General features: G+C 75.9%; 20 protein-coding genes. 11 read left to right on the top strand and 9 right to left on the bottom strand.

The annotated features are described in order from the left end of the window. The first annotated feature begins 570 nt into the window (after nt 1–570). Genes P3H78_RS23495 through P3H78_RS23485 form a run of 3 tightly spaced genes read left to right on the top strand, consistent with a single transcriptional unit; the run spans nt 571 to nt 4,165 of the window. Nucleotides 571–1,788, top strand: coding sequence for a lycopene cyclase family protein (locus P3H78_RS23495; protein WP_276111108.1), 1,218 nt, complete (start codon nt 571–573; stop codon nt 1,786–1,788). A 41-nt stretch (nt 1,789–1,829) separates the two neighbouring features. After that, the gene (locus P3H78_RS23490; RefSeq protein WP_276111107.1) at nt 1,830–2,561 is read left to right on the top strand and encodes a methyltransferase; all 732 of its coding nucleotides are present in this window, start codon (nt 1,830–1,832) and stop codon (nt 2,559–2,561) included. Beyond that, nucleotides 2,558–4,165 (top strand): FAD-dependent oxidoreductase, encoded by a 1,608-nt coding sequence (locus P3H78_RS23485; RefSeq protein ID WP_276111106.1) that lies wholly within the window; start codon nt 2,558–2,560, stop codon nt 4,163–4,165. The genes P3H78_RS23490 and P3H78_RS23485 overlap by 4 nt, the downstream gene beginning before the upstream one ends. 326 nt (nt 4,166–4,491) lie before the next feature. Here P3H78_RS23485 and P3H78_RS23480 read toward each other — a convergent pair whose 3' ends face one another. Genes P3H78_RS23480 through P3H78_RS23465 form a run of 4 tightly spaced genes read right to left on the bottom strand, consistent with a single transcriptional unit; the run spans nt 4,492 to nt 8,163 of the window. Next, the gene (locus P3H78_RS23480) at nt 4,492–4,926 is read right to left on the bottom strand and encodes an ANTAR domain-containing protein (RefSeq protein WP_313884420.1); all 435 of its coding nucleotides are present in this window, start codon (nt 4,924–4,926) and stop codon (nt 4,492–4,494) included. A gap of 59 nt (nt 4,927–4,985) precedes the next feature. Further along, nucleotides 4,986–5,369: an STAS domain-containing protein gene (locus P3H78_RS23475; protein WP_276111105.1), complete on the bottom strand. Its 384-nt coding sequence runs from the start codon at nt 5,367–5,369 to the stop codon at nt 4,986–4,988. Continuing rightward, the gene (locus tag P3H78_RS23470; protein ID WP_276111104.1) at nt 5,366–6,484 is read right to left on the bottom strand and encodes a cobalamin B12-binding domain-containing protein; all 1,119 of its coding nucleotides are present in this window, start codon (nt 6,482–6,484) and stop codon (nt 5,366–5,368) included. The genes P3H78_RS23475 and P3H78_RS23470 overlap by 4 nt, the downstream gene beginning before the upstream one ends. Further along, on the bottom strand, nt 6,481–8,163 hold the full coding sequence (locus tag P3H78_RS23465) for a PP2C family protein-serine/threonine phosphatase (RefSeq protein WP_438828027.1): 1,683 nt from the start codon (nt 8,161–8,163) through the stop codon (nt 6,481–6,483). Before P3H78_RS23465 ends, P3H78_RS23470 begins: the two co-directional genes overlap by 4 nt. 575 nt (nt 8,164–8,738) lie before the next feature. Between P3H78_RS23465 and P3H78_RS23460 the strand changes: the two genes are divergently transcribed. Continuing rightward, nucleotides 8,739–8,900, top strand: coding sequence for a hypothetical protein (locus P3H78_RS23460; RefSeq protein WP_276111102.1), 162 nt, complete (start codon nt 8,739–8,741; stop codon nt 8,898–8,900). 215 nt (nt 8,901–9,115) lie between these two features. On the opposite strand, the gene P3H78_RS23455 is transcribed toward P3H78_RS23460, so the two are convergent. Next, nucleotides 9,116–9,961, bottom strand: a complete 846-nt coding sequence (locus tag P3H78_RS23455; protein ID WP_276111101.1) for an RNA polymerase sigma factor SigF — start codon at nt 9,959–9,961, stop codon at nt 9,116–9,118. Between the two features lie 315 nt (nt 9,962–10,276). Here P3H78_RS23455 and P3H78_RS23450 point away from each other — a divergent pair, with 315 nt between their 5' ends. Beyond that, a complete protein-coding gene (locus P3H78_RS23450) occupies nt 10,277–10,612 on the top strand; it encodes a hypothetical protein (protein ID WP_276111100.1) in 336 nt (111 codons plus the stop codon). Here the strand turns inward: P3H78_RS23450 and P3H78_RS23445 are convergent. After that, complete coding sequence (locus P3H78_RS23445; protein WP_276111099.1) at nt 10,600–11,118, bottom strand: ATP-binding protein; 519 nt, start codon at nt 11,116–11,118, stop codon at nt 10,600–10,602. The genes P3H78_RS23450 and P3H78_RS23445 overlap by 13 nt on opposite strands. Nucleotides 11,119–11,385: 267 nt before the next feature. Between P3H78_RS23445 and P3H78_RS23440 the strand changes: the two genes are divergently transcribed. Further along, nucleotides 11,386–12,903 (top strand): MFS transporter, encoded by a 1,518-nt coding sequence (locus tag P3H78_RS23440; RefSeq protein ID WP_438828026.1) that lies wholly within the window; start codon nt 11,386–11,388, stop codon nt 12,901–12,903. A gap of 117 nt (nt 12,904–13,020) precedes the next feature. Continuing rightward, the gene (locus P3H78_RS23435) at nt 13,021–13,194 is read left to right on the top strand and encodes a CsbD family protein (protein ID WP_276111098.1); all 174 of its coding nucleotides are present in this window, start codon (nt 13,021–13,023) and stop codon (nt 13,192–13,194) included. Nucleotides 13,195–13,300: 106 nt separating this feature from the next. Here P3H78_RS23435 and P3H78_RS23430 read toward each other — a convergent pair whose 3' ends face one another. Beyond that, nucleotides 13,301–13,834 (bottom strand): DoxX family membrane protein, encoded by a 534-nt coding sequence (locus P3H78_RS23430; protein ID WP_276111097.1) that lies wholly within the window; start codon nt 13,832–13,834, stop codon nt 13,301–13,303. 276 nt (nt 13,835–14,110) lie between these two features. Between P3H78_RS23430 and P3H78_RS23425 the strand changes: the two genes are divergently transcribed. Continuing rightward, entirely contained in the window at nt 14,111–14,629 is a 519-nt protein-coding gene (locus tag P3H78_RS23425) for a hypothetical protein (RefSeq protein WP_276111096.1), read from the top strand. Between the two features lie 102 nt (nt 14,630–14,731). On the opposite strand, the gene P3H78_RS23420 is transcribed toward P3H78_RS23425, so the two are convergent. After that, on the bottom strand, nt 14,732–15,094 hold the full coding sequence (locus P3H78_RS23420; RefSeq protein ID WP_276111095.1) for an STAS domain-containing protein: 363 nt from the start codon (nt 15,092–15,094) through the stop codon (nt 14,732–14,734). Nucleotides 15,095–15,347: 253 nt separating this feature from the next. On the opposite strand from P3H78_RS23420, the gene P3H78_RS23415 reads away from it, so the two are divergent. Together P3H78_RS23415 and P3H78_RS23410 are read left to right on the top strand one after the other, a co-directional pair. Then, nucleotides 15,348–16,595 carry a PP2C family protein-serine/threonine phosphatase gene (locus tag P3H78_RS23415; RefSeq protein ID WP_276111094.1) on the top strand — a complete coding sequence of 416 codons (1,248 nt, stop codon included), beginning with the start codon at nt 15,348–15,350 and terminating at the stop codon, nt 16,593–16,595. A gap of 80 nt (nt 16,596–16,675) precedes the next feature. Continuing rightward, entirely contained in the window at nt 16,676–17,689 is a 1,014-nt protein-coding gene (locus P3H78_RS23410; RefSeq protein ID WP_276111093.1) for a hypothetical protein, read from the top strand. Nucleotides 17,690–18,356: 667 nt separating this feature from the next. Here P3H78_RS23410 and P3H78_RS23405 read toward each other — a convergent pair. Beyond that, nucleotides 18,357–19,682, bottom strand: a complete 1,326-nt coding sequence (locus P3H78_RS23405) for a PP2C family protein-serine/threonine phosphatase (protein WP_438828025.1) — start codon at nt 19,680–19,682, stop codon at nt 18,357–18,359. Between the two features lie 206 nt (nt 19,683–19,888). Here P3H78_RS23405 and P3H78_RS23400 point away from each other — a divergent pair, with 206 nt between their 5' ends. Then, nucleotides 19,889–20,701 (top strand): SAM-dependent methyltransferase, encoded by an 813-nt coding sequence (locus P3H78_RS23400; protein ID WP_276111092.1) that lies wholly within the window; start codon nt 19,889–19,891, stop codon nt 20,699–20,701. The last annotated feature ends 13 nt before the right edge of the window (nt 20,702–20,714 follow it).

Genomic DNA, 20,714 nt, shown 5'->3' with positions numbered 1-20,714 from the left:
CCCGGGCACACCGGGGTCCCCGGCGTTCGCCGGGTACGAGCCGGGGGACCCGGCTCCGGCCGCGGGCGGCGGGCCCGGGGCGGCGGTCCGGGAGGCGTACGGCCCTGCGGCGCCGCCGGGGTCCTGGCACGGGCCGGGCGTGGCGCAGGCGTCCGGAGCGGAGGCGTCCGGGGCGGCGGGTGCCCCGTCCGCCGGAAGCTCGCCGCGGCATGCCTGCACGGGGGCGAGGAGCCGGACGGCGCGGTACGGCCCCGGCGGGGGTTCGCCCGCGGGGTGATCCTTCCCCTGACTGGAGCGCATGTCCGGTTCCTCTCCCGTGAGCACGACGGCGTACGTCTGAACTCATTCCTCGTCCGTCACGTCGGCGGATGCGCCGAACGCGCGACAGCACCGGGCCCGTTCGGGTCCCCGGAGGCCCGCCGGGCCGGGGGACGGGATCCCGGGCGCCGACACGCCCCCGCCCTGCATCCGGACGGCCCCGCCACCCGGAATGCTTCCGGTGTCGGCCGCCGGGCGGCGGCGCGGAACCCGCGGGACACGGAACCCGCGGGGTGAGGAGGGCGAGGAGACGTGAGCGACGGGGACGCACCCGGCGTCGTGGAGACGGACGTCGCGATCGTCGGCGCGGGAGCCGCGGGCCTGTCCCTGGCGCACCGGCTGGCCCGGCGCCCGCCCGGTCCCCGCCGCCCGTCCGTCGCCCTCGTGACCGCGCCGCCCGGCCCCCTGCGCCCGCCCTCCCGCACCTGGTGCTTCTGGGAGGAGGGCACCGGCCCCTACGACGCGGCGCTCACGGCGAGCTGGCGGAGGCTGCGCGTCCGTCCGCGCCGCGGACCCGGCATCGAGGACGACATCGACCCGCTGCGCTACAAGATGCTCCGCTCCGACGACTTCGAGGAGCTGGTCGGCGCGGCCGTGGCCCGCAGCCCGCACACAGTGCGGATCGAGGCCCGCGTCGACACCGTCGAGGGGGTCGCGGGCGGCGCCGAGATCGCCGGCACCGCACTCGACGGCCGCCCGGTGCGGGTACGGGCCCGCTGGGTGTTCGACTCCCGGCCCCTGGGCAGCCTGCCCGCCGCCCGCACCACCCTGCTCCAGCACTTCCACGGCTGGTTCGTGCGCCACGACCGGCAGGTCTTCGAACCGGGCACGGTCGAGCTGATGGACTTCCGCACCCCCCAGCCCGCGCACGGCCTGTCCTTCGGCTACGTGCTGCCCACCAGCCGCCGGGAGGCCCTCGTCGAGTACACCGAGTTCTCCCCGCGGGTCCTCTCCCGCGACCGCTACGAGGCCGCGCTGCGCCACTACACGGGGGAGGTGCTGCGGCTGGGCGCGTTCGAGGTGCGCGGCACCGAGTCGGGCGTGATCCCCATGACGGACGCCCCCTTCGCCCGGCAGACCGGGCCGTCCGTCTTCCGGATCGGCGCCGCGGGCGGCGCCACCCGCCCCTCGACCGGCTACACGTTCGCCGCCGTGCAGCGGCAGACCCGGGCCGTCGCCGCCGCCCTCGCGGCCGGACGCCGCCCGCTGCCGCCGCCCGCGCACTCCGCCCGCTCGCTGGCCATGGACGCCGTCCTGCTGCACGGACTCGACAGCGGCCGCATCGACGGCGCCGCCTTCTTCGCCCGGCTCTTCGCACGGGTCCCGGCGGAGCGCCTGCTGCGTTTCCTCGACGGCCGCAGCCGCCTGTACGAGGACCTGTCCATCGGCCTGCGCACCCCCGTGCTGCCCATGCTGCGCACCGCCCTCGAACTGCCCCGCCTGCCCCGCCGCCCCCACCCGGAACCCTGACCGCCGCCGGAGCCCGCCCGGCATCCGCACCTGGAGCCCGCATGACCCTGCTGCGCGACCACGACCTGGCCGCCGCCTTCGACCACGCCGCCCCCCGGTACGACACCCTCGTCTCCGCCAACCCGGGCTACCACGCCCACCTGCGCCGCTCCGCCCGCAGGCTCGGCCTCCCGGACGGCGGCAGGGGGATGCGCGTCCTGGACCTGGGCTGCGGCACCGGCGCCTCGACGGCCGCGCTCGCCGCCGTGCTCCCGTACGCCGCGATCACCGCCGTCGACGCGTCCGCGGGCATGCTCCGGCGCGCTGCGGCGAAGCGCTGGCCGCGTCGCGTCGACTTCGTGCACGCCCCCGCGGAAGGGCTGGCCGAGGCGGGGGTGACCGGGCCCTACGACGCGGTCCTGGCGGCCTACCTCTTCCGCAACACCGCCGACCCCGACCGCGTCCTCGCCGCCGTCCGCGACCTGCTGCGTCCGGGCGGCCGGCTGGCCGCGCACGAGTACACCCTCAGCGGGCGGGCGACGGACCGCGCCGTGTGGACGGCGGTGTGCGGCGGCATCGTCCTGCCGGCCGCGACGCTCCTCGGCGACGGACCGCTGTACCGCCACCTGTGGCGCAGCGTCGTCGAGTTCGACACCGCCGACGCCTTCGCCGCTCGGGTACGCGCGGCCGGTTTCGCCCGGGTCCGGGTGCTGCCGCTGCCGGGCTGGCAGACCGGCATCACGCACACCGTCGTCGCCGCCCGGCCCGGCCCGGACACGGAGGGCGCCCGATGACCGCGCCGGCACCGTCCCCGTCACGGGCGCCCGCGGCGCGGCGCGGCCGCGACCGGCGGGCCCGCGTCCTGCTCCCCGCTCCCGGCGCGCGGCGCGTCGACGGACCCGAACGCCCCCGCACCGCGGTGGTCGGCGGCGGCATCGCCGGGCTCGCCGCCGCGACCGCCCTCGCGGAGCGCGGCGTCCACGTCACCCTCTACGAGCGGGAGCCGGTGCTCGGCGGCCGGCTGGCCGGCCGGCCCACCACACTGAGGGACGGCACCCTGGTCACCATGAGCCGGGGCTTCCACGCCTTCTTCCGGCAGTACTACAACCTGCGCGGCCTGCTCCGCCGCACCGATCCGGGCCTGGAGCGCCTGACCGCCCTCCCCGACTACCCCCTGTGGCACGCCGGCGGACTGCGCGACGGATTCCGGCACGTCCCGCGGACCCCGCCGTGGAGCGCGGCCGGGTTCGTCGCCCTGAGCCCGGCCTTCGGGCTGCGCGACCTGGCCCGTATGCGCCCGGCCGCCGCGCTCGGGCTGCTCGACGTACGGGTCCCGGAGGTCTACGACCGCCTCGACCGCGTCAGCGCCCACGACTTCCTGGATGCCGTCGGGTTCCCCGAGGCCGCCCGCCATCTCGCGTTCGAGGTGTTCTCCCGCAGCTTCTTCGCCGACCCGCGCGGGCTGTCGGCCGCCGAGATGGTCCTCATGTTCCACATCTACTTCCTGGGTTCCGCCGAGGGGCTGCTGTTCGACGTGCCCGGGGAGCCGTTCCCGGCCGCGCTGTGGGACCCGCTCGCCGGCTATCTCGACGGGCACGGGGTCCGGCTGCGGACCTCGGCACCCGTCGGGAGCGTCACGCCGACCGGGGACGGCCGATTCACCGTGGACGCCGCGGGGGGCGCGGAGCGCCACGACGCGGTCGTCCTCGCCCTCGACACCGCCGGACTGTCCTCACTCGTGGCGTCCTCGCCCCGGCTGGGCGGGAAGGAATGGCGGGCGTCCGTCGGGCGGCTGCGCACCGCCCCGCCCTTCCTGGTCTCCCGGATCTGGCTGGACCGTCCGGTGGCCGCCGACCGCCCCGGCTTCCTCGGGACCGCCGGCTACGGCACCCTCGACAACGTCAGCGTGCTGGACCGCTGGGAGGGGGAGGCCGCGCGCTGGGCGTCGCGCACCGGCGGCTCGGTGGTCGAGCTGCACGCGTACGCCCTGCCCGGCGACGCCGCGCCGGACGTGGAGCGCAAGCGGCTCGTGGAGCAGCTGCACCGGGTCTACCCGGAGACCCGGCAGGCGCGGATCGTGGACGAGCGGCACGAGTGGCGCGCCGACTGCCCGCTCTTCCCGGTCGGCGGCTACGGGGACCGGCCCACCGTGCGCACCGACGACCCCGGTCTGGTCGTGGCCGGCGACCTGGTGCGCACCGGTCTGCCCGTCGCGTTGATGGAACGGGCGGCCACCAGCGGATTCCTGGCGGCCAACGCCCTGCTGGAACGGTGGGGCGTACGCGGCCAGACGCTGTGGACCGTGCCCGACCGGGGCCGCGGCCGCCTGCTGCGCGCGGCGGCCCGCCGCGCGACCCCGCCCCCACCGCCCCGGGACACCGGCCCCGGACCCTCCTGACGCCGCCTCCCCGGGCCGGCCGCCGAACGGCGACGGCCCAGCGGCCGCGTCGGCGCCCAGCGGCCCCGCGGGCGCCCGGTGCGGTCCGCCCGGGTCAGGAAGGGCCGCCGGCTCGTTCACCCGTTCCCGTCCCCACTCGTCCCGCGCGGTCCAGTAGGCCCGCCCGCCCCGCCTGCGTGGATCAGCCGGCCCGCCCGACGACCGCGAAGGGCCGGCAGCCCGCTCGGCGGCCTGCCACCTGCTCCCGAGCGGTTCAGCGGGGCGGGCAGCCCGGGAGCCGCACAGGGCGACCGGTCCGTCTGCCGACCCGACCGACCCGGTGCCCGTCAGGCCGGCGGGCCGCCCGGGCCCGTCGAGGCCAGGCCGCCGGACCGGTGGTGGTCCGGTCGGGCACCGGCACGCACCACCGAGCGCTCCAGCACGCGTCGCAGTTCCGCCGGCTCCACCCGTTGGCCGCCGGAAGGCGGCCCGTTCTGGGCGAAGGCCAGCAGCCGCTCCGCGACCCTCCGCAGCTTGGTGTTGGTGCGCTGCGAGATGTCCCGCAGGATGTGCCAGGCCTCCTCCGGCGGCACCCGGGCCATGACCACGACCGCGCCGATGGCCTGGTCGACCACGGCGTGGGAGGTGACGGCACGGTGGAGCTGGGCGTTCTCCTCCAGCAGCCGCTCGTGCTCGACCGCCAGGTCGGTGGCGGACAGCAGCTGCAGCGGGTTGCGCTTGGAAATGGCGAAGAACGCCATGGACTTCCCTCGGTGCGTCACGGTCGCGGGATGGCACCCCGCAGGCCGCCGGGACGGGCCCGGGGTCCGTGGCGCGCGCATCAGTTGGCGCCCGCCTCGGAGACGTCGTCCTGCCGGCGGGCCGCCTCGGTGAGGTGGTCGTAGGTGTTGGTCACGTCCAGCATCCGGTCCAGGAAGTCCGGCCGGTTGTCCAGGTGCAGGGTGACGCGGGCGGCTCCGGTGCGTCTGCGGATCATCAGCAGGGCGGACAGGCCCATGGAGTCCAGCCAGGTCAGCTCCGCGAAGTCCAGCCGCAGGTCCTCCCACTCGCCGGCCGGGCCGACCCGCGTCAGGTGCCGGGTGACGAGCTCCACCAGCTCCTCGCTGGTGTCGTAGTCCAGGTCGCCGGAGACGTGCACGGTCAGCGCGGTGGGCGCGGACTCGACGACGGTGACGTCGAACGGTCCGGGGGACAGCGTGGTCATGCGCCGCTCCCGGGTCCGGCGGCGGGGGAGCCGGGCCGGTGCCCGGCGAGCGCGGAGGCGCCCTGCTCCAGCAGGGACGAGGACCGCGGGAAGTCGTGCAACTGCCGGCTGAGGACGTCCAGCCCCAGCGCCAGGGAGTGCACCGGGACCCCGCGCGCGGCGAGGATGTCCGCGGTCCAGGTGAGGAACCCCGCGAAGAGGCGCGCGTCGTCCACGTACAGCGCCGCGGCCAGGAAGTCCACGATGTGGGCGATGTCCTCCGCCGTCCGCTCCCGCTGGGCGTCGTCGTACGCGGCCATGGCGGGGAACCGGTCCTCCAGGTCGGCCAGCGTCTGCTTGACCAGCCGGGGACGGGACCGGGCGACCATCGTGTACTCCTGGTCCGCGAGGTGCGGCAGGTCGTCCACGGCCTGCCGGCTGACCGAGGTGTACGGCTGGGCCGTGCCGCCCTCCAGGAGGTCCGCGGCGTCCCGCGCGTCCCGCGCCCAGTGGTCCGCGCCCAGCAGGCGGGCGTAGCGGCCGCCCTCGCCGAACGCGGCGCCGCCCGCCATCACGGGCATGCCGACGGCCTGGCACGCGGTGATCGCCGCGTGCGCGGTGGGCAGCCGGGTGGGCAGCGAGGAGGACAGCAGCACCGCCGCCGGGTTCGTGCGGTGCACGTGGGCGATCAGATGCGGGGTCGGCGTCTGGGCCCCCAGGTAGTCCACCTGCCAGCCGCGCAGCCGCAGCACCTCCGCGACGAGGCGGGCGGGCAGCGCGTGCCACTCGCCGTCGACGCAGGTGACGGTGACCCGCCCGCGCGGCCGGGCGCCGGGGCGGCGGCCCGCGCCGGACAGCGCGGCGACGGCACGCTCGTTGATCGCCGTGGTGGCGTGCTCCTGGGCGACGCTGATCCGGTCGGCGGCCCACTCCACGCCGACGCGCTGCTGCACGGCGCCGATCACGTCGAGCAGCAGCGTCTCCTCGTCGAGCCCGGCGTCGCGAGCGCCGAGGACCACGTCCACGGCCGCGTACTCGTCGCCGTCGAGCACGGCCTCCCACAAGCGCTCCCGTACCGAGGACAGCTGCGGCCCGTCCTCCGGCCGGGTCCGCGGTGCCGGTGGGGCTGCGGTCATCCCTTCCTCCTGTGCCATATCTCCGACCCGTCTATGGGCACGTCGCCGTTGACGACGCGCAACGCGCCCGACTTGGGGGCGCTGACGGCCACGGTCGCCATGTCGTCGTGCCGGCCCCCGCCGATCCACTGGGCGGCCAGCATCTGCACCCGCTCCACCACTGCCTCGGCCGGCAGGCCGCCGCACTCCGACAGCGCCTGCCTGAGCCGCCGGTCGCCGAAGAGCTCGCCGCCCATGGGGCCGCCGCGCGCCTCGGTGATGCCGTCGGTGTAGAGCAGGCAGGTCTCGCCGGGGGCGAGCACCGTCTCGGTGGTCTCCGCGATCACGCTCGGCATCGCCCCGACCAGGGTGCCCCGGGTGGCCACCTCCTCGACCGTGCCGTTCCTGCGCACGACGAGGGGAGGCGGATGCCCGGCGCTGGTCAGCCTGAGGTGGACGCGGCCGGCGCGGCGCAGGGCCGAGGCCAGCACGAGCGTGGCGAAGCGGGTGTGGTGCGACGTCAGCAGCGCGCTGTTCAGCAGGTTCAGCATCTGCTCGTGGTCGCCCGCGAGGGGCAGCAGCGCATGGAGGGTGTTGCGGATCTTGCCGGTGAGGACCGCGGCCTCCAGGCCCTTGCCCGCGACGTCCCCGAGCACCACCAGGGACTCGTGCGAGGGGTCCGTGCCGGGGTGGACGTCGTAGAAGTCGCCGCCGACGCGTTCGTTGTCCCTGGCCGGGCGGTAGCTGCCCGCGTACTCCACGCCGTGCACCTGCGTCAGCGTCGGCGGGAGCAGTTCCCGCATCAGCGTCGCCGTGATGTCCGCCTGCTCGGCGTACATCCGCGCCGCCGACAGGGCCGCACCGGCGCGGGCCGCGAACAGCCGGGCGAAGATCTCCTCGCCCTCGCTGAAGGCCCGCTCGGTGCTGGAACGCAGCAGCATCAGCGCTCCGGCGGGCACCCCGTGGCCGGGCAGCGGGGTCACGATGACGGACCCCAGCGGGCCGGCGAAGCCAGCGGGGACCGCCCACGGCGGGATGTCGTCGGGGTTGATCCAGCGCGTGGGCACCGGGGGGAAGCCGCGCAGCGCCTCGGCGAGGCCCGGTACGGTCGCCGGGTCGATCACGCGGTTCGCCTGCAGGACGGCCCCGTCCTTGCAGGCGTACGTCAGCGGGTGGCGGCGGCCCTGTGCGGGCGCGATGACCACCGCGGCGTCCGCCAGGTGGTCGGCGGCCATGTGCGCGGTCAGTTCCATGCACCGCGTCACGTTGAGGGAGGACAGCAGCGCGCTGGAGACCTCGGCGAGGATGCCCGTGCGCTCCTGCTCGCTGCGCAGCGCCTCCCGCGCGAGACGCCGGTCGGTGTCGTCGACCAGCCACCACACCACGTCGCCGTCGTCGCTCGCCGTGGGATGGGCGTCGAAGACCCGGTCCCCGAGGGAGCCCGACCGGTGGCCCGGCGCGGACTCCTGCGGTCCCCGGGCGAGCAGGCGGTGCGCCTCGGTCAGCCAGCCGGGCACCGCGTCGTGCAGCCGGTCGCCGCGGGCGACGCCGGGCAGGAGGGTCCTCGCGACGTCGTTGAGGTCGACGATGCCGCCGTCCCGGTCGACAACCAGCACCGGGTACGGTGCGCCGCTCCACGCGGCGCCGACGCTGGTGCCTGCACCGCGCGGACCGACGGGGGAACTTGATGAAGAAGCCACGAGCGGGGGAGCGCGGGCCGCGCACCCCACCACCTCTCTGCTGGGGGAAGGAGTTGTCCGAGCTCTCTGCTGGAGAAAGGTTGTCTGACGACAACCGTCTCGCACCCGGCCGGGCATTGCAAGCGCCGTGAGCACAACGCCGCCACGACCGGCCGTGTTGCGGACCGGCCGGGTGTTCGACGGATCCTCCGTCCGGAAAGCGGCCTTCCTCCCGATCGGGAAGGCGTCACCGTGATCGTGAGGATCGATGGAGGCGGCCGCGGACACCCCGTGCCGGAGGGGCGGCGGGCGACCGCGGGCGGGGGTGCGGTGGCCGGCACGGCCCGGCGCTTCGCCTGCCGCCGGGACCGGTGGGGCGGATCGCGGCTCGTCCCCTTCGGTGCGTGCCGGGGGCTGCTCGTGGTGGACAACCGTGGGATGTCCGTCGGCTCCGCCCGGCGCGCGGCACCGCGTGGTACGCGCCGGTGCGCTGCCCATCGCCGACCTCGGGGACGTGGAGCTGCCGGCCTCGGAACTGTGCACGACGCCCCCCGGCACGCCACCGGCTGTGGGCGCGCGCCCACCGGGACCGGCTCGTGGCCTACGGCTCCTCCCCGGCGCGGCCGCTGCGCCAGGAGCCCGGCACCGTCCATGGTGCGGGCGGCCTCAGGAAGCTGCTGGTGGACCGGCTCGCCGGGGACGGCCGGGTCTTCGGACACCTCGCCGGGAAGACGGTCCGCGCGGTGCCGACCTGGTGAGGAGGCACCGCCGGGCGCGACGGCCGGGGTGCCGCCCACGGCGGCGGACACATGCAGCAGGGCCGGACGCCGTCCACCTCCCCAGGACGACGGCGTCCGGCCCTGCTGTGTCGTACGGCGTCCGTGTGCCCCGGAACGGAGTCGGTCATTCCTTCGACTCGTCGCCGATCTTGCGGACGCCTCCCGGTCCGGCCCACGGGGCCGGGCGCGGCAGGTCAGGCGGTGTTCAGCAGGCCCTGCCGCAGCCGGGCCAGCACGCGCTGGAGCAGGCGGGACACGTGCATCTGGGAGATCCCCAGCTCCTCGCCGATCTGCGCCTGCGTGCACTCGTCCACGAACCGCAGGTGGATGATCCGCCGGTCGCGCTCGTCGAGTTCGGCCAGCAGCGGCGCGAGGCTGTGCAGGTCGTCCACGAGCTGCAGCCCGGCGTCCTCGGTGCCGATGAAGTCGGCGAGGACGCTGTCGCCCTCGTCGCCGCCGGCGACGGCCGCGTCCAGGGAGGACGACGTGTAGCCGTTGGAGGCGACCCGCGCGTCGACGACCTCCTTCTCGGGGAGGTTCATCAGCTCGGCCAGCTCCCTGGTGGTCGGCCTGCGGCCCAGCCGGCTGCTCAGCTCCTCGGTGGCCTTGGCGAGCTCCACCCGGGCCTCCTGGAGCCGGCGCGGCACGTGCACCGCCCACGACGTGTCGCGGAAGAAGCGCTTGATCTCCCCCACGATGTACGGCACGGCGAAGGAGGTGAACTCCACCTCGCGGGAGAGGTCGAACCGGTCGATCGCCTTGATCAGGCCGATCATGCCGACCTGGACGATGTCCTCCATCTCCTGCGGGCCCCGGCTGCGGAAGCGTCCGGCCGCGTACCGGACGAGGGACATGTTCATCTCGATCAGGGTGTTGCGCGCGTACTGGTGGTCGGGCGTGCCCTCCTCCAGTGCCGTCAGCCGGTCGAAGAAGAGCCGGGACAGGGCCCGCGCGTCGGACGGCGCGACATGCGCGGGATCGGCCACCGCGGGGAGGTCCGTCCGCTCCCGGTCCGCCGTGGTCCTCGTGGTCACCGCCATCGCGCGGTCCTCCCTTTCCGTCCGTACCCGGTCCGTGCCGTCCACCCATGTCGATCATGGGCGGACCGCGCAGCGTGTACCCCCTTCTCCGCGTTCCACACCCATCATCCCCCGGGCGGCGCCGTCGCGCCTCGGGAAGCATGCCACGACCGGCCCGGCCTGAATCGCCGCGCACGGGGTATCAGGCCCGCACGCGATCGTCACCGCCGCCCGCCGGGCCTCGCCGCACGCCGGCCACGGCACCGGAAGCGGCCACCCCAGCACGGCGCGGCCCAGGGATCCGAAGGAACAGCGAACCAGGGAACAGGGGGCGCCATGAGGCGTCGCACACTGCGCCGGGCCACCCCGCAGTCGCCCCGGGAGGCGGCGGCCGGCCGGGCGCGTCACCTGCGGGCACAGCTCGGGGTGGCGGCCGACATCGCCATCCGGGCCCAGCGCCGCGCGCTCGCCGCCCGCAGGGCCACCGGGGACACCGGACCACGCGGACGCCCGCCGCGCGGGCGGGTCACGGTGGCGGACGTGCTGGAGTACGCCCGCCAGCACTTCGGACTCGTCTCGGTCGAACGCGGACGCGCCGCCGCCGCGCTGCGGGCCCGCTACGAGCTGCGCGGCGGACGGCGCGACCTCGACACCGACGCCTACGGCGACTGAGCCGCTCCCGGCTCCCGGGCGGCCCTCCCGGATCCGCTCGGGGCAGCGGGCCCCAGATCGATCTCGGCCGTGATCCGCTTGCCGCCGGGCAGCGAGGTCACGGTCAGGTCGCGGCTGCACGCGCGCACCAGGTACAGGCCGTGCCCCCCGACGCGCGACTCGTCGCGCTCGTGGAACCGGGGCAGAGTGGAGGAGGTGTCCCAGACCGTGATGCTCAGCCGCTCGCGGCAGGGGGAGACCTCCAGCACCAGCCCGCACGGGCCGGGCGCATGACGCAGCGCGTTCGTGACGAGTTCGCTCACGACGAGCTGCGCGTCCTGCTCGGCGCGCTCGGTGACGTCGGTGGGAGCGGTCCGGGACGCGTGGACGAGGAGGACACGGACCGCGCGCCGCGCGTCGGCGATACGGGCGGCACCGGTGTCATAGGTGGCCCCATAGCGCAACGCGGCAGCGTGCGGGTCCGTCTCCCGATCGTCGACCGCCTGCTTACTCAGCGGAATGACCATGAGAATTACCGTCTGTGCTGCTCGGTGGTTGGTGACGTTCTGTGCTTTTTGCCGTCGGTTCGACTACCCCGTGTCGGCGGTCCGAAGCCCCGGCGGCGGCATGCGCCGGTGTGAGCTTCGCCGCTGCCCGCCACCCGGACGGGTCCCCGTGCGTGAATCGGGGACCGCCGGGGTGCGGGCGGGCGGGCCCTGGTGAGCCGGGTGGGATGCGGCGTCCGCGGCCCGCGTGGGCGGGACGCGGACGGGCGGTGACCGGAAGGAGCGTTCGTGGAATCGGATGCGCGGGCAGGCGGACGCGGCGGCGGTCCGGGTCCGGCACGGGGTGCGGGCCCGTCCGGCCCCGCCCCCGACCCCCGGCGCTGGAAGGCCCTGTGGGTCACGCTGGTGACCGGCTTCATGAGCCTGCTGGACGTGACGATCGTGGCCGTCGCCCTGCCGTCGATGCAGCGCGAGCTGGGCGCGTCCGCGTCCGCCGTGCAGTGGGTCGTCTCCGGGTACGCCCTCGCCTTCGCCCTCGTCCTGGTGCCGGCGGGCCGGCTGGGCGACGCCCTGGGGCGGCGCCGGATCTTCCTGCTGGCCCTGGCCGGCTTCGTGGTGTGCAGCGCGGCGGCCGGCGCGGCGCCCACCGTGACCTGGCTGGCCGTCGCCCGTATCGCGCAGGGCACCGCCGCCGGCTGCCTCGCCCCGCAGAACTCGGCGCTGATCCAGCAGATGTTCCGGGGTGCCGAGCGCGGCCGTGCCTTCGGCCTCTTCGGCGCGACCGTGGGCGTCTCCAGCGCCGTCGGCCCCGTCACCGGAGGCCTCATCCTCGCCCTGGCCCAGGGACCCCAGGGCTGGCGGTGGATCTTCTACGTGAACGTGCCGGTCGGGGCCGTGGCCCTGCTCCTCGGTCTGCGGCTGCTGCCGAAGGTGGCTCCCGGCCGCCGGGAACGTCTCGACCTGGCCGGTGTGGCCCTGCTCGGCGCGGGGGTGCTGGCGCTGATGCTGCCGCTGGTCTTCGCCGAGTCCGGGGGCGTGCGCCGGCTGTGGTGGCTCTTCCCTGCCGGCGTCCTGCTGCTCGCCGCCTTCGCCCGGTGGGAGCGGCGCGTCGCCACGCACCACGGGCGGCCACTGCTCGATCCGCGTCTGATGACCGGCACGCGGGGCTACGCTCCCGGTGCGGCCGTCGGCACCCTCTACTTCGTCGGCTTCAGCGGGGTGTGGCTGGTGTTCGCCCTGTTCTTCCAGAACGGCCTCGGCTACTCGCCCCTGGAGTCCGGCCTGGTGGTGACCCCGTTCGCGATCGGGTCGGCGGCGGCCGCCGTGGTGGCGGGCCGGCTGGTGGAGCGGCTGGGCCGGCTGCTGACGGTGTGGGGGCTGGTGGGGGTCGTCGCCGGGATGGGCGGCGCGGCGCTCGTGCTGGGCCTCGCACCGACGGGCTCGATCGCCTGGCTCGCCGCGCCCGCGCTGCTCGTGGGCGGGGTGGGCAGCGGATGCGTCATCTCCCCGAACGTCACCATGACGCTGCGGGAGGTGCCGGTGCGGATGGCCGGAGCCGCCGGGGGTGCCCTGCAGACGGGGCAGCGGCTGGGCGGCGCCGTGGGGACGGCGGCGCTGCCGGGGCTCTTCTACCTGGTGCTCGGATCGAGCGCCCGCGACTACCGCACCGCCGTGGCGGTCACCGTCGGCTCCGCCGTCGCGGCGCTGCTGGCGGCCCTGGCGGTCGCGGTGGCCGACTGGCGCCGCGACGGCGCCGGCCGCGGCGCCCCGGAGGAGTCACCCGTCCGGCCCTGCCCCCGGGCATGAGCGTGCCGTGCTGGACAGGGGCCTGCGAAATGAAATCGATTGGGCTGGTTTGCCCGGGAGTTCTCGGAGCACCCGTCACGGAGACAACTGACGGCACCACGGCTGGGAGTGAGTGAAGTGGCGGGAGACGAGAAGGCCAAGGCCAAGATGGAGCAGGCCAAGGGCAAGGCCAAGGAGACGGTCGGCCGCGCGGTGGGCAACGAGAGCATGACCGCCGAGGGCCGCGCGACCAAGGCCAAGGGCGACGCGCGCCAGGCCAAGGAGAAGACGAAGGACGTCTTCAAACGCTGACCGCTCCCGGCCGGCACGGACGCCGGCCGGGCCAGCGTGCACCACGCGCCATGGCGGGGTGCCCCCGGACCACTCTCCGGAGGCACCCCGCCGTGGCGTGTGCCGGTCAGGCGGGCAGCTTCGCCCGCAGCCCCCCGACGGCGGCCGCCGGGCGGGCCGTCGCGCGCACGGAGCGGCGCACCAGCCGGGCGTCCCGCTGGAGTTCGTGGGCCGCGTGGCGGCTGCGCCACAGCAGGGAAGGGGCGGCGCCGGTGTCGTCCGCCGTGATCAGCAGGCCGCCCAGCATGGACAGGTTCTTGAGGAACTGGATGCGCTGCTGCGCGCGCTCCGCGGGATCCTCCACCTTCCAGAAGCGGTGCGCGGCGAGCGTGGTCGGCACCAGCGTGGCGGCCAGGGCCAGCGCCGACAGCCGGGGCACCCGCCCGAGGCCGAGCAGGACGCCCGCTCCGACCTGCACGGCGCCGTTGAGCCGTACGACCTGCTCGGTGCTGTCGGGCAGCGCCTCCACGCGCTCGGTGACCGGCCGTACGACCGGTTCGGCGATCGGGGCCAGATCCTTCGGGCTGCGGACGGCGTGCAGACCGCCGGCGACGAACATCGAGGCGAGCAGGGGACGGCCGACCACGCGCAGCAGACTCATGGTCCTCTCCAGGGGTGTGGGGTGACTCCGTGTTCTCGCCGGGTTCCCGGCCGTGGCCGATGCATTCGAGGGGCCGGGCGGCGGGCGCCCCGGGGCGAGGGACGGAACAGCGGTGGCGGGGAGCGAGGTCGGCCGAAACGCAGCGCAACCTTTCTCCTGTTTCTGGACAGTGACACTTCTACCGGGGCAATCCGGAACCCGTCTCCACGCCACGCTGTCTTAGCCGTCGTCGAAGGCCGGGACGACCCCGGCCGTCACCACAGGGGGGCCACTCACATGTCCGTACGCATCCGCACCAGCAAAACCCTGCTCGCCGCCTCCGCGATCGCCGCGGCCCTCACCCTGGCCGCCGTGACACCGGCGCTGGCCGGGGGCGGCGCCGCCCCCGCCGGCCACCGGGCGGCGCCGGCCGCCGTCGTCTCCACCGTCCAGGGCGACCCCCGCAACGTCACCCAGCGGGTCGCGGACTTCTACGGCGCCTACATCGACTCCGTGTGGGACCTCGACACCCCCGGCGCATCCACGGACGCCAAGGCCCTGCGCGCCTTCTACCTCACCGACGCGGCCCGTAGGAAGGTCGCCGCCTTCGAGGCGCGGGAGCACGCGGACGGCATCCTCTTCGCGCAGAACGTGCCCGTGAAGTGGAAGGTCGTCTACACCGGTTCGGGGATGGGGCACGCCACCAGCCGCGTCACCCTGACCTGGAGTGACGGGAAGAACCCCGAGGTGACGGCGATCGATGTCCAGTCGGACCTGCGGACCCGCCGGATCACCGACCTGAAGCCCGCCGGCTGATCCTCCGCCGTCCGGAGCCCGCCCGCCGACCCCGCGGGCGGGCTCCGCCGCGTGGCGGCCCGGGTGCCCCGCCGCACGGGGGACCCGGGCCGCGGCCGGATCTCAGCCGGCCAGCGCCTGCTCCAGGGTGGGGAAGCACGGGACGAGCGTGTCCACGCCCACCAGGTGCAGCACCCGCTGCACGGCCTCCCGGGGCGCGGCGATCCGCAGCCGGGCGCCGAGTTCCACGGCGGCCCGGTGGGCGGTGATGAGGGCGTTGATGCCGCTGGAGTCCATGAAGGTCACTCCGCCGAAGTCGACCACCGTGTCCGCGCTCTGCAGGCAGGCCAGCAGTGCCTCGCGCAGGTGCACGCTGCCGTCGAGGTCGACCTCGCCCCTCAGGGTGACGACGCAGATGCCGTCGCCGGCCGTGGTGCGGGTGATCAACAGCCGCTCGGGCACCGCGGCCCCCTCGGTCTCTGCCACACTTCCCTCACTTCTCGTGAATGTCTGGCCATGGCCAGTCGTTCGTTTCGCCATGATGTTAGGGGTTGGTGAAGCCTTGAGGGGCCTCTTGTCCAGTCCTGGGGCATCACCGCCGGGGACACGGCGGGGCGACCCGGTGCGACCCGCCCCGGGAGGGCGCACACGGACCGCCCGGAGCCCGTCCGGCTCCGCCGCCCGACCGTGACGAGCGGACCGCCCGACGCGGTTCGTTCCCGGGCGGGACACTGGACCGGTGCTGGGACGGACGCGGCAGAAAGGGATGGTGGTGGAAGGCGACCAGGTGTCCTGGCCCGGGAGCGCCGCAGCGGGGCCCCTCGGGCGGGCGGCGCGGGCGGCGGCCGCGATCGGCACGACGCTCGACGCCCACCGGACGGCGGACGAACTGGCCCGGTTCCTGGTCGACGAGGGCTGCGACGCGGCGTCGGTCGACCTCGCCGACCCGCACGAGCACCCGCGCGACCCCGGCCGCCGCCTGCGCCCGGCAGCCACCGCCGGCCGGGACGACCTCCTCGGCGGCCTGGAGAAGATCCTCCGCGAGGACGTCCGTCTGCGTGCCCTGGACGCCGGACGCGCCGTGACCGTCTCCGCACCCGGCGACGACGCCGGCCCGACCGCGCTCGCGGTGCCGCTCCACGCCCGGGGACAGGCCCTCGGCGTCCTCGTCGCCGTGCGCGCCGGCCGCCCCTTCGACGACGGCGAGGCGGCGGCCGTCCACCACGCCGCCGCGCTGGCCGCCGCGCATCTGCGGCACGCCCGGGAGCACCGCGAGGTCAGCGACCACGTGTGGGCGCTGCAACAGGTCCTGCTCGCCGACCCGGGCCGCCCCCACCCCAACGTCGACCTGGCCACCCGTTACCTGCCCGCCGGGCGGGGCGCGCTGGTCGGCGGGGACTGGTGCGAGACGGTGCGGCTCCACTTCGGCCGCACCCTGCTGGTCATCGGCGACGTCATGGGGCACGGCCTGGACGCGGCCGTCGACATGAACGCGTACCGCTCGATGCTCCGCTTCGTCGCCTCGACCGACCTGCCGCCGCACCGCATCCTGCGCCAGGTGGACGCGACGATGTCCGAGGAGAGCGGGCGCCGCCCGGCGACCTGCCTGCTCGCCCTGCTGGACCCGGCGCGCGGGACGGCCGCCTTCGCGGGCGCCGGGCACCTCCCGCCCGCTGTCTTCCACCGGGGCGGCACCGGCCGGCTCATCGAGCTCCCCGTCGGGCCCCCGCTCGGCACCGGCCTCGGCGCCTACGAGGTGACCCGGATGCCGCTCGCGCCGGACGACACGCTGGTCCTGTTCACCGACGGTCTCGTGGAGCGGCGGGGCGAGGACATCGACGTCTCGCTCGCCCGGCTCGCGGATCTGCGGCTCGGACCCGGCCAGGACGTCTCGGCGCTGCTGGACGACATCCTCGCCCGGCTCGGCGCCGAGCACGCGGACGACGATGTCGCCGTCCTCGCCGCCCGCCTGCGCAACCGCCCCTGAGCCCCTCGGGCGGCCGCCCGCCACGGGACGCCGCGGCGCCGCATGGCCGTGCTGTGCCCCGGCGGCGGACACTGGACCACATGACCCGTCGGCCCCAGCCCGCGGAACACCCGGTCCCGCGCCGGGCCCTCCTGCTGGGCGCGGCCGGGGCCCTGATCGGGGCGGCCGGCTGCTCCCGGTCCGCCGGCGCGGCGGCCCCGCGGCACGACGCCGGCCGGGCGTCCGCGCCACGCCCGGCCACGAGCTCCGCACCGGCGTCCGCGCTGCCGCCCACCACCCCGTGGACCCCCTCGGCGGCCGAGGTGGAGCCGCGAGCGAAGAGCCGGGCCGTCGCTGTCGTCGAGGCGATCGGCGCCTGGCCGCGGGGAGCGGGCGGCGCCGCCGCGGCCCGGTCCCGCGTGGCCGCACTGCACCAGTCCACCCGGCTCGTCGCACAGGCGGGACCCCTCCTTCCGGCCGCCGACGCGGCGGCGCTCCAGGTGGTCTACGCCCAGTACGGCGGCATCCTCGCCGACTCGGCGAGCGTCCTGGTGGTCTGCCGCCAGTGGACCCGGCACGGTGGCACCGTGCGCGCGGGCGGCACGACCGTCGACGTACGGCTGGAGCGGACGCCCGCCGGCTGGACCGTCACCGCCCTGCACCCGGCACAGCCCGGACCGCCCCTGGCGAAGCCCGCCCCGGACGCGCGCGCGGTGCTCGCCGACCCCGCGATCGTGCTGCCGCCCGCGGCCCGCGCCGACGTGCTCGCCGGACGGGTCCACACCGGCGTCCTCACCGCGCTGCTCCGCCTGGCCCGGACGTACCGGATGTACGTGAGTGTGGTGCGCTCCGGCCACCCCCTGTACGTGTTCGGCACCCGCCGGCCGAGCGACCACCCCCGGGGCCGGGCCTTCGACGTCTGGCAGATCGACGGTCACGCGGTGGTGGACCCGGGCACCCCGCGCGCCCTCGTCGAGCGCTTCATGCGGGACGCTGCCGCGGCCGGCTCCTACAACGTCGGCGGCCCGGTCGTGCTCACCGGCGGGAACCGGCCCGGCCAGTTCTTCAGCGACGCCACCCACCACGACCACGTGCACGCGGGCTTCCGTACGTGAGGCGGCCCGGACCGCCGGACCGGAGCGTGGGCGCGGTCGGAGCACGACCGCGGACACCACCCGGTGGTGCTTGCCGACGCGGCGCGTCCGCCGGAAGCCGCGGCTCCCGAACAGGGCCACCGTGCCGGTGTGCAGGAAGGACGCGGAGACCTACCGGCCCTCGGCGTCCTCCGGACAGCTCTCCACCGTCCCGCCGCCGCGTCGCGCGATCTCCTCCGGCGCCCCGTCGAGCGCCGCGGGCGACCCCGGCGCGCCGGTGCCCCCGGTCGGCGAAGAAGCCGCTGGTCCGCCGGTCCGGAGGGTTCCCGGCAGCGGGGAGGTGGGCACGCCGGTGCTTGATCCGGGGCAGTTCGCCGACCGGCCCGAACCGGCACCGGCCGACGCACACCGCGCCGTCGTGGACCAGGGCTGCGTGCGCCCTGCCCTCCCGGACAAGGCGCTCCTCGTCCGCCCGGTTCTGCTCCGGGGTCCGGCCGCCCCCACGCCCTCCTCGCGCAAGGCCGTGCGCCAGCAGCCGCCCCACGCGCCGCCGTGCCGTTCGGCGAGGTCCGCGAGGCCGGGCCACGTGGAGTCGTCCGGCGGCCGCACGCGGAGGTCGGTCACGGCCCGGGAGGCTGCCGCCGTCCGCCGGGGCGCGGGTGTGACGCACGGCCCCCGGGGGAGCCCGTCAGTTCTTGCCGGGGGTCAGTTCCGCCAGCAGCAGCGTCCGGTCGTCGCGGACCTCGTCGGACGGGGCGTCGGCGAGCAGCCGCCGGCACAGCGACGGCAGGGCCTTCGGGTGTGCGGGGTCCGGGATCCCGTCGGCCCCGGTGTCCAGGGCGGCGGCGAGGCGGGCGATGCCCTGGTCGATGTCGGCGGTGCGGGACTCGACCAGTCCGTCGCTGTACAGCAGGAGCAGCGTCGGCCCGGTCAGGTGCAGCACGGTCGGTTCGTAGCGGCCGGAGCCGAGGCCGAGCGGCAGACCGGCGCTGACGAGGGATATCCGCTCCGCGGGACCGTCCGGTCCCCTGACCAGCGGGGGCGGATGGCCGGCCCCGACGAGCGTGCAGGTGTGCGCCTCGGCGTCCCACTCGACGTAGATGCAGGTGGCGAACGAGGCCCCCGGTGTGTCGCCGGCGACGGTGTCCAGCCGGTCCATCAGCTCGGCCGGCCCGATGTCGAGCGCGGCGAGCGTCCGCACGGCGGTCCGCAGCTGGATCATGGCGACGGCGGACTCGGGTCCGTGCCCCATCGCGTCGCCGACGATCATGGCCACCCGGCGGCCCGTCCGCGGCAGCACGTCGTACCAGTCGCCGCCGATGACGTCCTCCTGTCCCGCCGGAAGGCAGCCGTGGGCGACGCGGCAGCTCGGGAAGGCCCGGCCGGTGTCGGGCAGCAGGCTCCGGCGGATGGCGAGCGCCGTGCGGCGCTCCCGCTCGTAGCGCCGCGCGTTGTCCAGTGCGACGCACGCCCGTCCGCCCAGCGACTCGACGGCGACCGCCTCGCCACGGGTGAAGGGCTCCCTGCCGGGCCCGCGGGTGCAGGCGACGAAGCCCACGGCGCGGCCGCGCAGCCGCAGCGGCACGATGAGGAACGAGGCGGTGCGCAGCAGCGCGTGCACCCCGGCGTCGTCCCGTCCGGTCCGGCGCAGCCGGTCCGAGGTGTGCCGGTCGACGCCGTCCAGGAGCTGGGTCTGCCCGGAGGCGATCGCCCGCGCGTACGGCGTCTCGCGGGGGAAGACCAGGACCTCCCCGACCGGGAGCAGGTGCTCCCAGTCCTCCGCGGTGTCCGCTCCTATGCGCACCGCGAGCCGGCGGGCCTCGATCTGCGGCGGATCGGCGGGGACGCGCCCCTCCTCCTCCAGGATCCAGCGCTGCAGCAGGTACACCGAGGCGGCGTCGCAGAAGCCGGGCGCGAGGGCGTGCACCACATGGCGGCCGGTCAGGTGCAGGTCCAGCTCGGACCCGATGGCGTCGGCCGCGGGGGAGAAGTGCGCACGACGGCGGAGGGGCACCGCGGGGAGGGCGTCGTCGGGCGGGGTGCGTTCGGTGTTCCGCAGGGTCGTTGCCTTCCGGGTGGGGCCGGTAGCGGCGGGATGCCGGCGGGGGTGGTGGCCGTGCGGATGGTGGGGCGCCGGGGCTGACGGCCGGGGCGGCGGCGTACGCCGCAGGCAACTATATGATGCCCAGTCAAGTCGACCGAGTATCAGGGGAGTTGCGCATGCCGGACGAGGAAGTCCTGCCGGATGGTGTGGATCCGGGCAAGGCGAGTGTGGCCCGAATGTACGACGCCATGCTGGGCGGGGAGCACAATTTCGCCATAGACCGCGAGGCGGTCGCCGCCTTCACGGCCATCGACCCCCAGGTGCGCACCCTGGCCCGCGCCAACCGGGCCTTCCTGGGGCGGGCGGTGCGCTTCCTCGTGGACGCCGGGGTGCACCAGTTCGTCGACCTCGGCTCCGGGATCCCCACCCAGGGCAACGTGCACGAGGTCGCCCAGGCGGTCCGCCCCGGCGCACGCGTCGTGTACGTCGACAACGACCCGGTGGCGGTCGCGCACAGCGAGGCCCTCCTCGCCGACGACCCGGACGCGGCGATCGTGCCCGGCGACATCCGGGACCCGGCCGCGGTGCTGGCCGCGCCCGAACTGCGCAAGCTCATCGACTTCGACCAGCCGGTCGCGGTGCTGATGATAACGATCCTCCACTTCGTCGCCCCCCAGGAGGACCCGGCCGGGATCGTCGCCGCGTTCCGGGACGCGATGCCCGCCGGAAGCTGGCTGGCACTCACCCACGCCACCGACGAGGACCGCCCCGACACCGCGGCGGCGGTGGGGCAGCTGTACCGCTCGCGCGCCACCTCCCCGGTCACTCCCCGCTCCCGCCGGGAGATCGGCGCCCTCTTCGACGGGTTCGAGCTGGCCGAGCCCGGTCTGGTCCACGTGCCGCTGTGGCGCCCGGACTCCCCGGAGGAGATCCCGGAGGACCCGTCCCGGTACTGGGTGTACGCCGGGGTCGGCCGCAGGCAGGACTGACGCCCCGGCCGTG

The sequence above is a fragment of the Streptomyces tropicalis genome, from assembly GCF_029269835.1.
Taxonomy (GTDB): domain Bacteria; phylum Actinomycetota; class Actinomycetes; order Streptomycetales; family Streptomycetaceae; genus Streptomyces; species Streptomyces tropicalis.
Note: the sequence above shows the minus strand (reverse complement) of the source record. Positions and strands in the feature narration are given on the sequence as shown.

Bases quoted from the DNA above. Each gene is read 5' to 3' on its own strand.
- P3H78_RS23410 (WP_276111093.1), top strand. From the start codon at position 16,676: ATGACCCGTCGGCCCCAGCCCGCGGAACACCCGGTCCCGCGCCGGGCC.
- P3H78_RS23485 (WP_276111106.1), top strand. From the start codon at position 2,558: ATGACCGCGCCGGCACCGTCCCCGTCACGGGCGCCCGCGGCGCGGCGC.
- P3H78_RS23490 (WP_276111107.1), top strand. From the start codon at position 1,830: ATGACCCTGCTGCGCGACCACGACCTGGCCGCCGCCTTCGACCACGCC.
- P3H78_RS23425 (WP_276111096.1), top strand. From the start codon at position 14,111: ATGTCCGTACGCATCCGCACCAGCAAAACCCTGCTCGCCGCCTCCGCG.
- P3H78_RS23430 (WP_276111097.1), bottom strand. From the start codon at position 13,834: ATGAGTCTGCTGCGCGTGGTCGGCCGTCCCCTGCTCGCCTCGATGTTC.
- P3H78_RS23450 (WP_276111100.1), top strand. From the start codon at position 10,277: ATGAGGCGTCGCACACTGCGCCGGGCCACCCCGCAGTCGCCCCGGGAG.
- P3H78_RS23445 (WP_276111099.1), bottom strand. From the start codon at position 11,118: ATGGTCATTCCGCTGAGTAAGCAGGCGGTCGACGATCGGGAGACGGAC.
- P3H78_RS23455 (WP_276111101.1), bottom strand. From the start codon at position 9,961: ATGGCGGTGACCACGAGGACCACGGCGGACCGGGAGCGGACGGACCTC.
- P3H78_RS23470 (WP_276111104.1), bottom strand. From the start codon at position 6,484: ATGACCGCAGCCCCACCGGCACCGCGGACCCGGCCGGAGGACGGGCCG.
- P3H78_RS23475 (WP_276111105.1), bottom strand. From the start codon at position 5,369: ATGACCACGCTGTCCCCCGGACCGTTCGACGTCACCGTCGTCGAGTCC.
- P3H78_RS23400 (WP_276111092.1), top strand. From the start codon at position 19,889: ATGCCGGACGAGGAAGTCCTGCCGGATGGTGTGGATCCGGGCAAGGCG.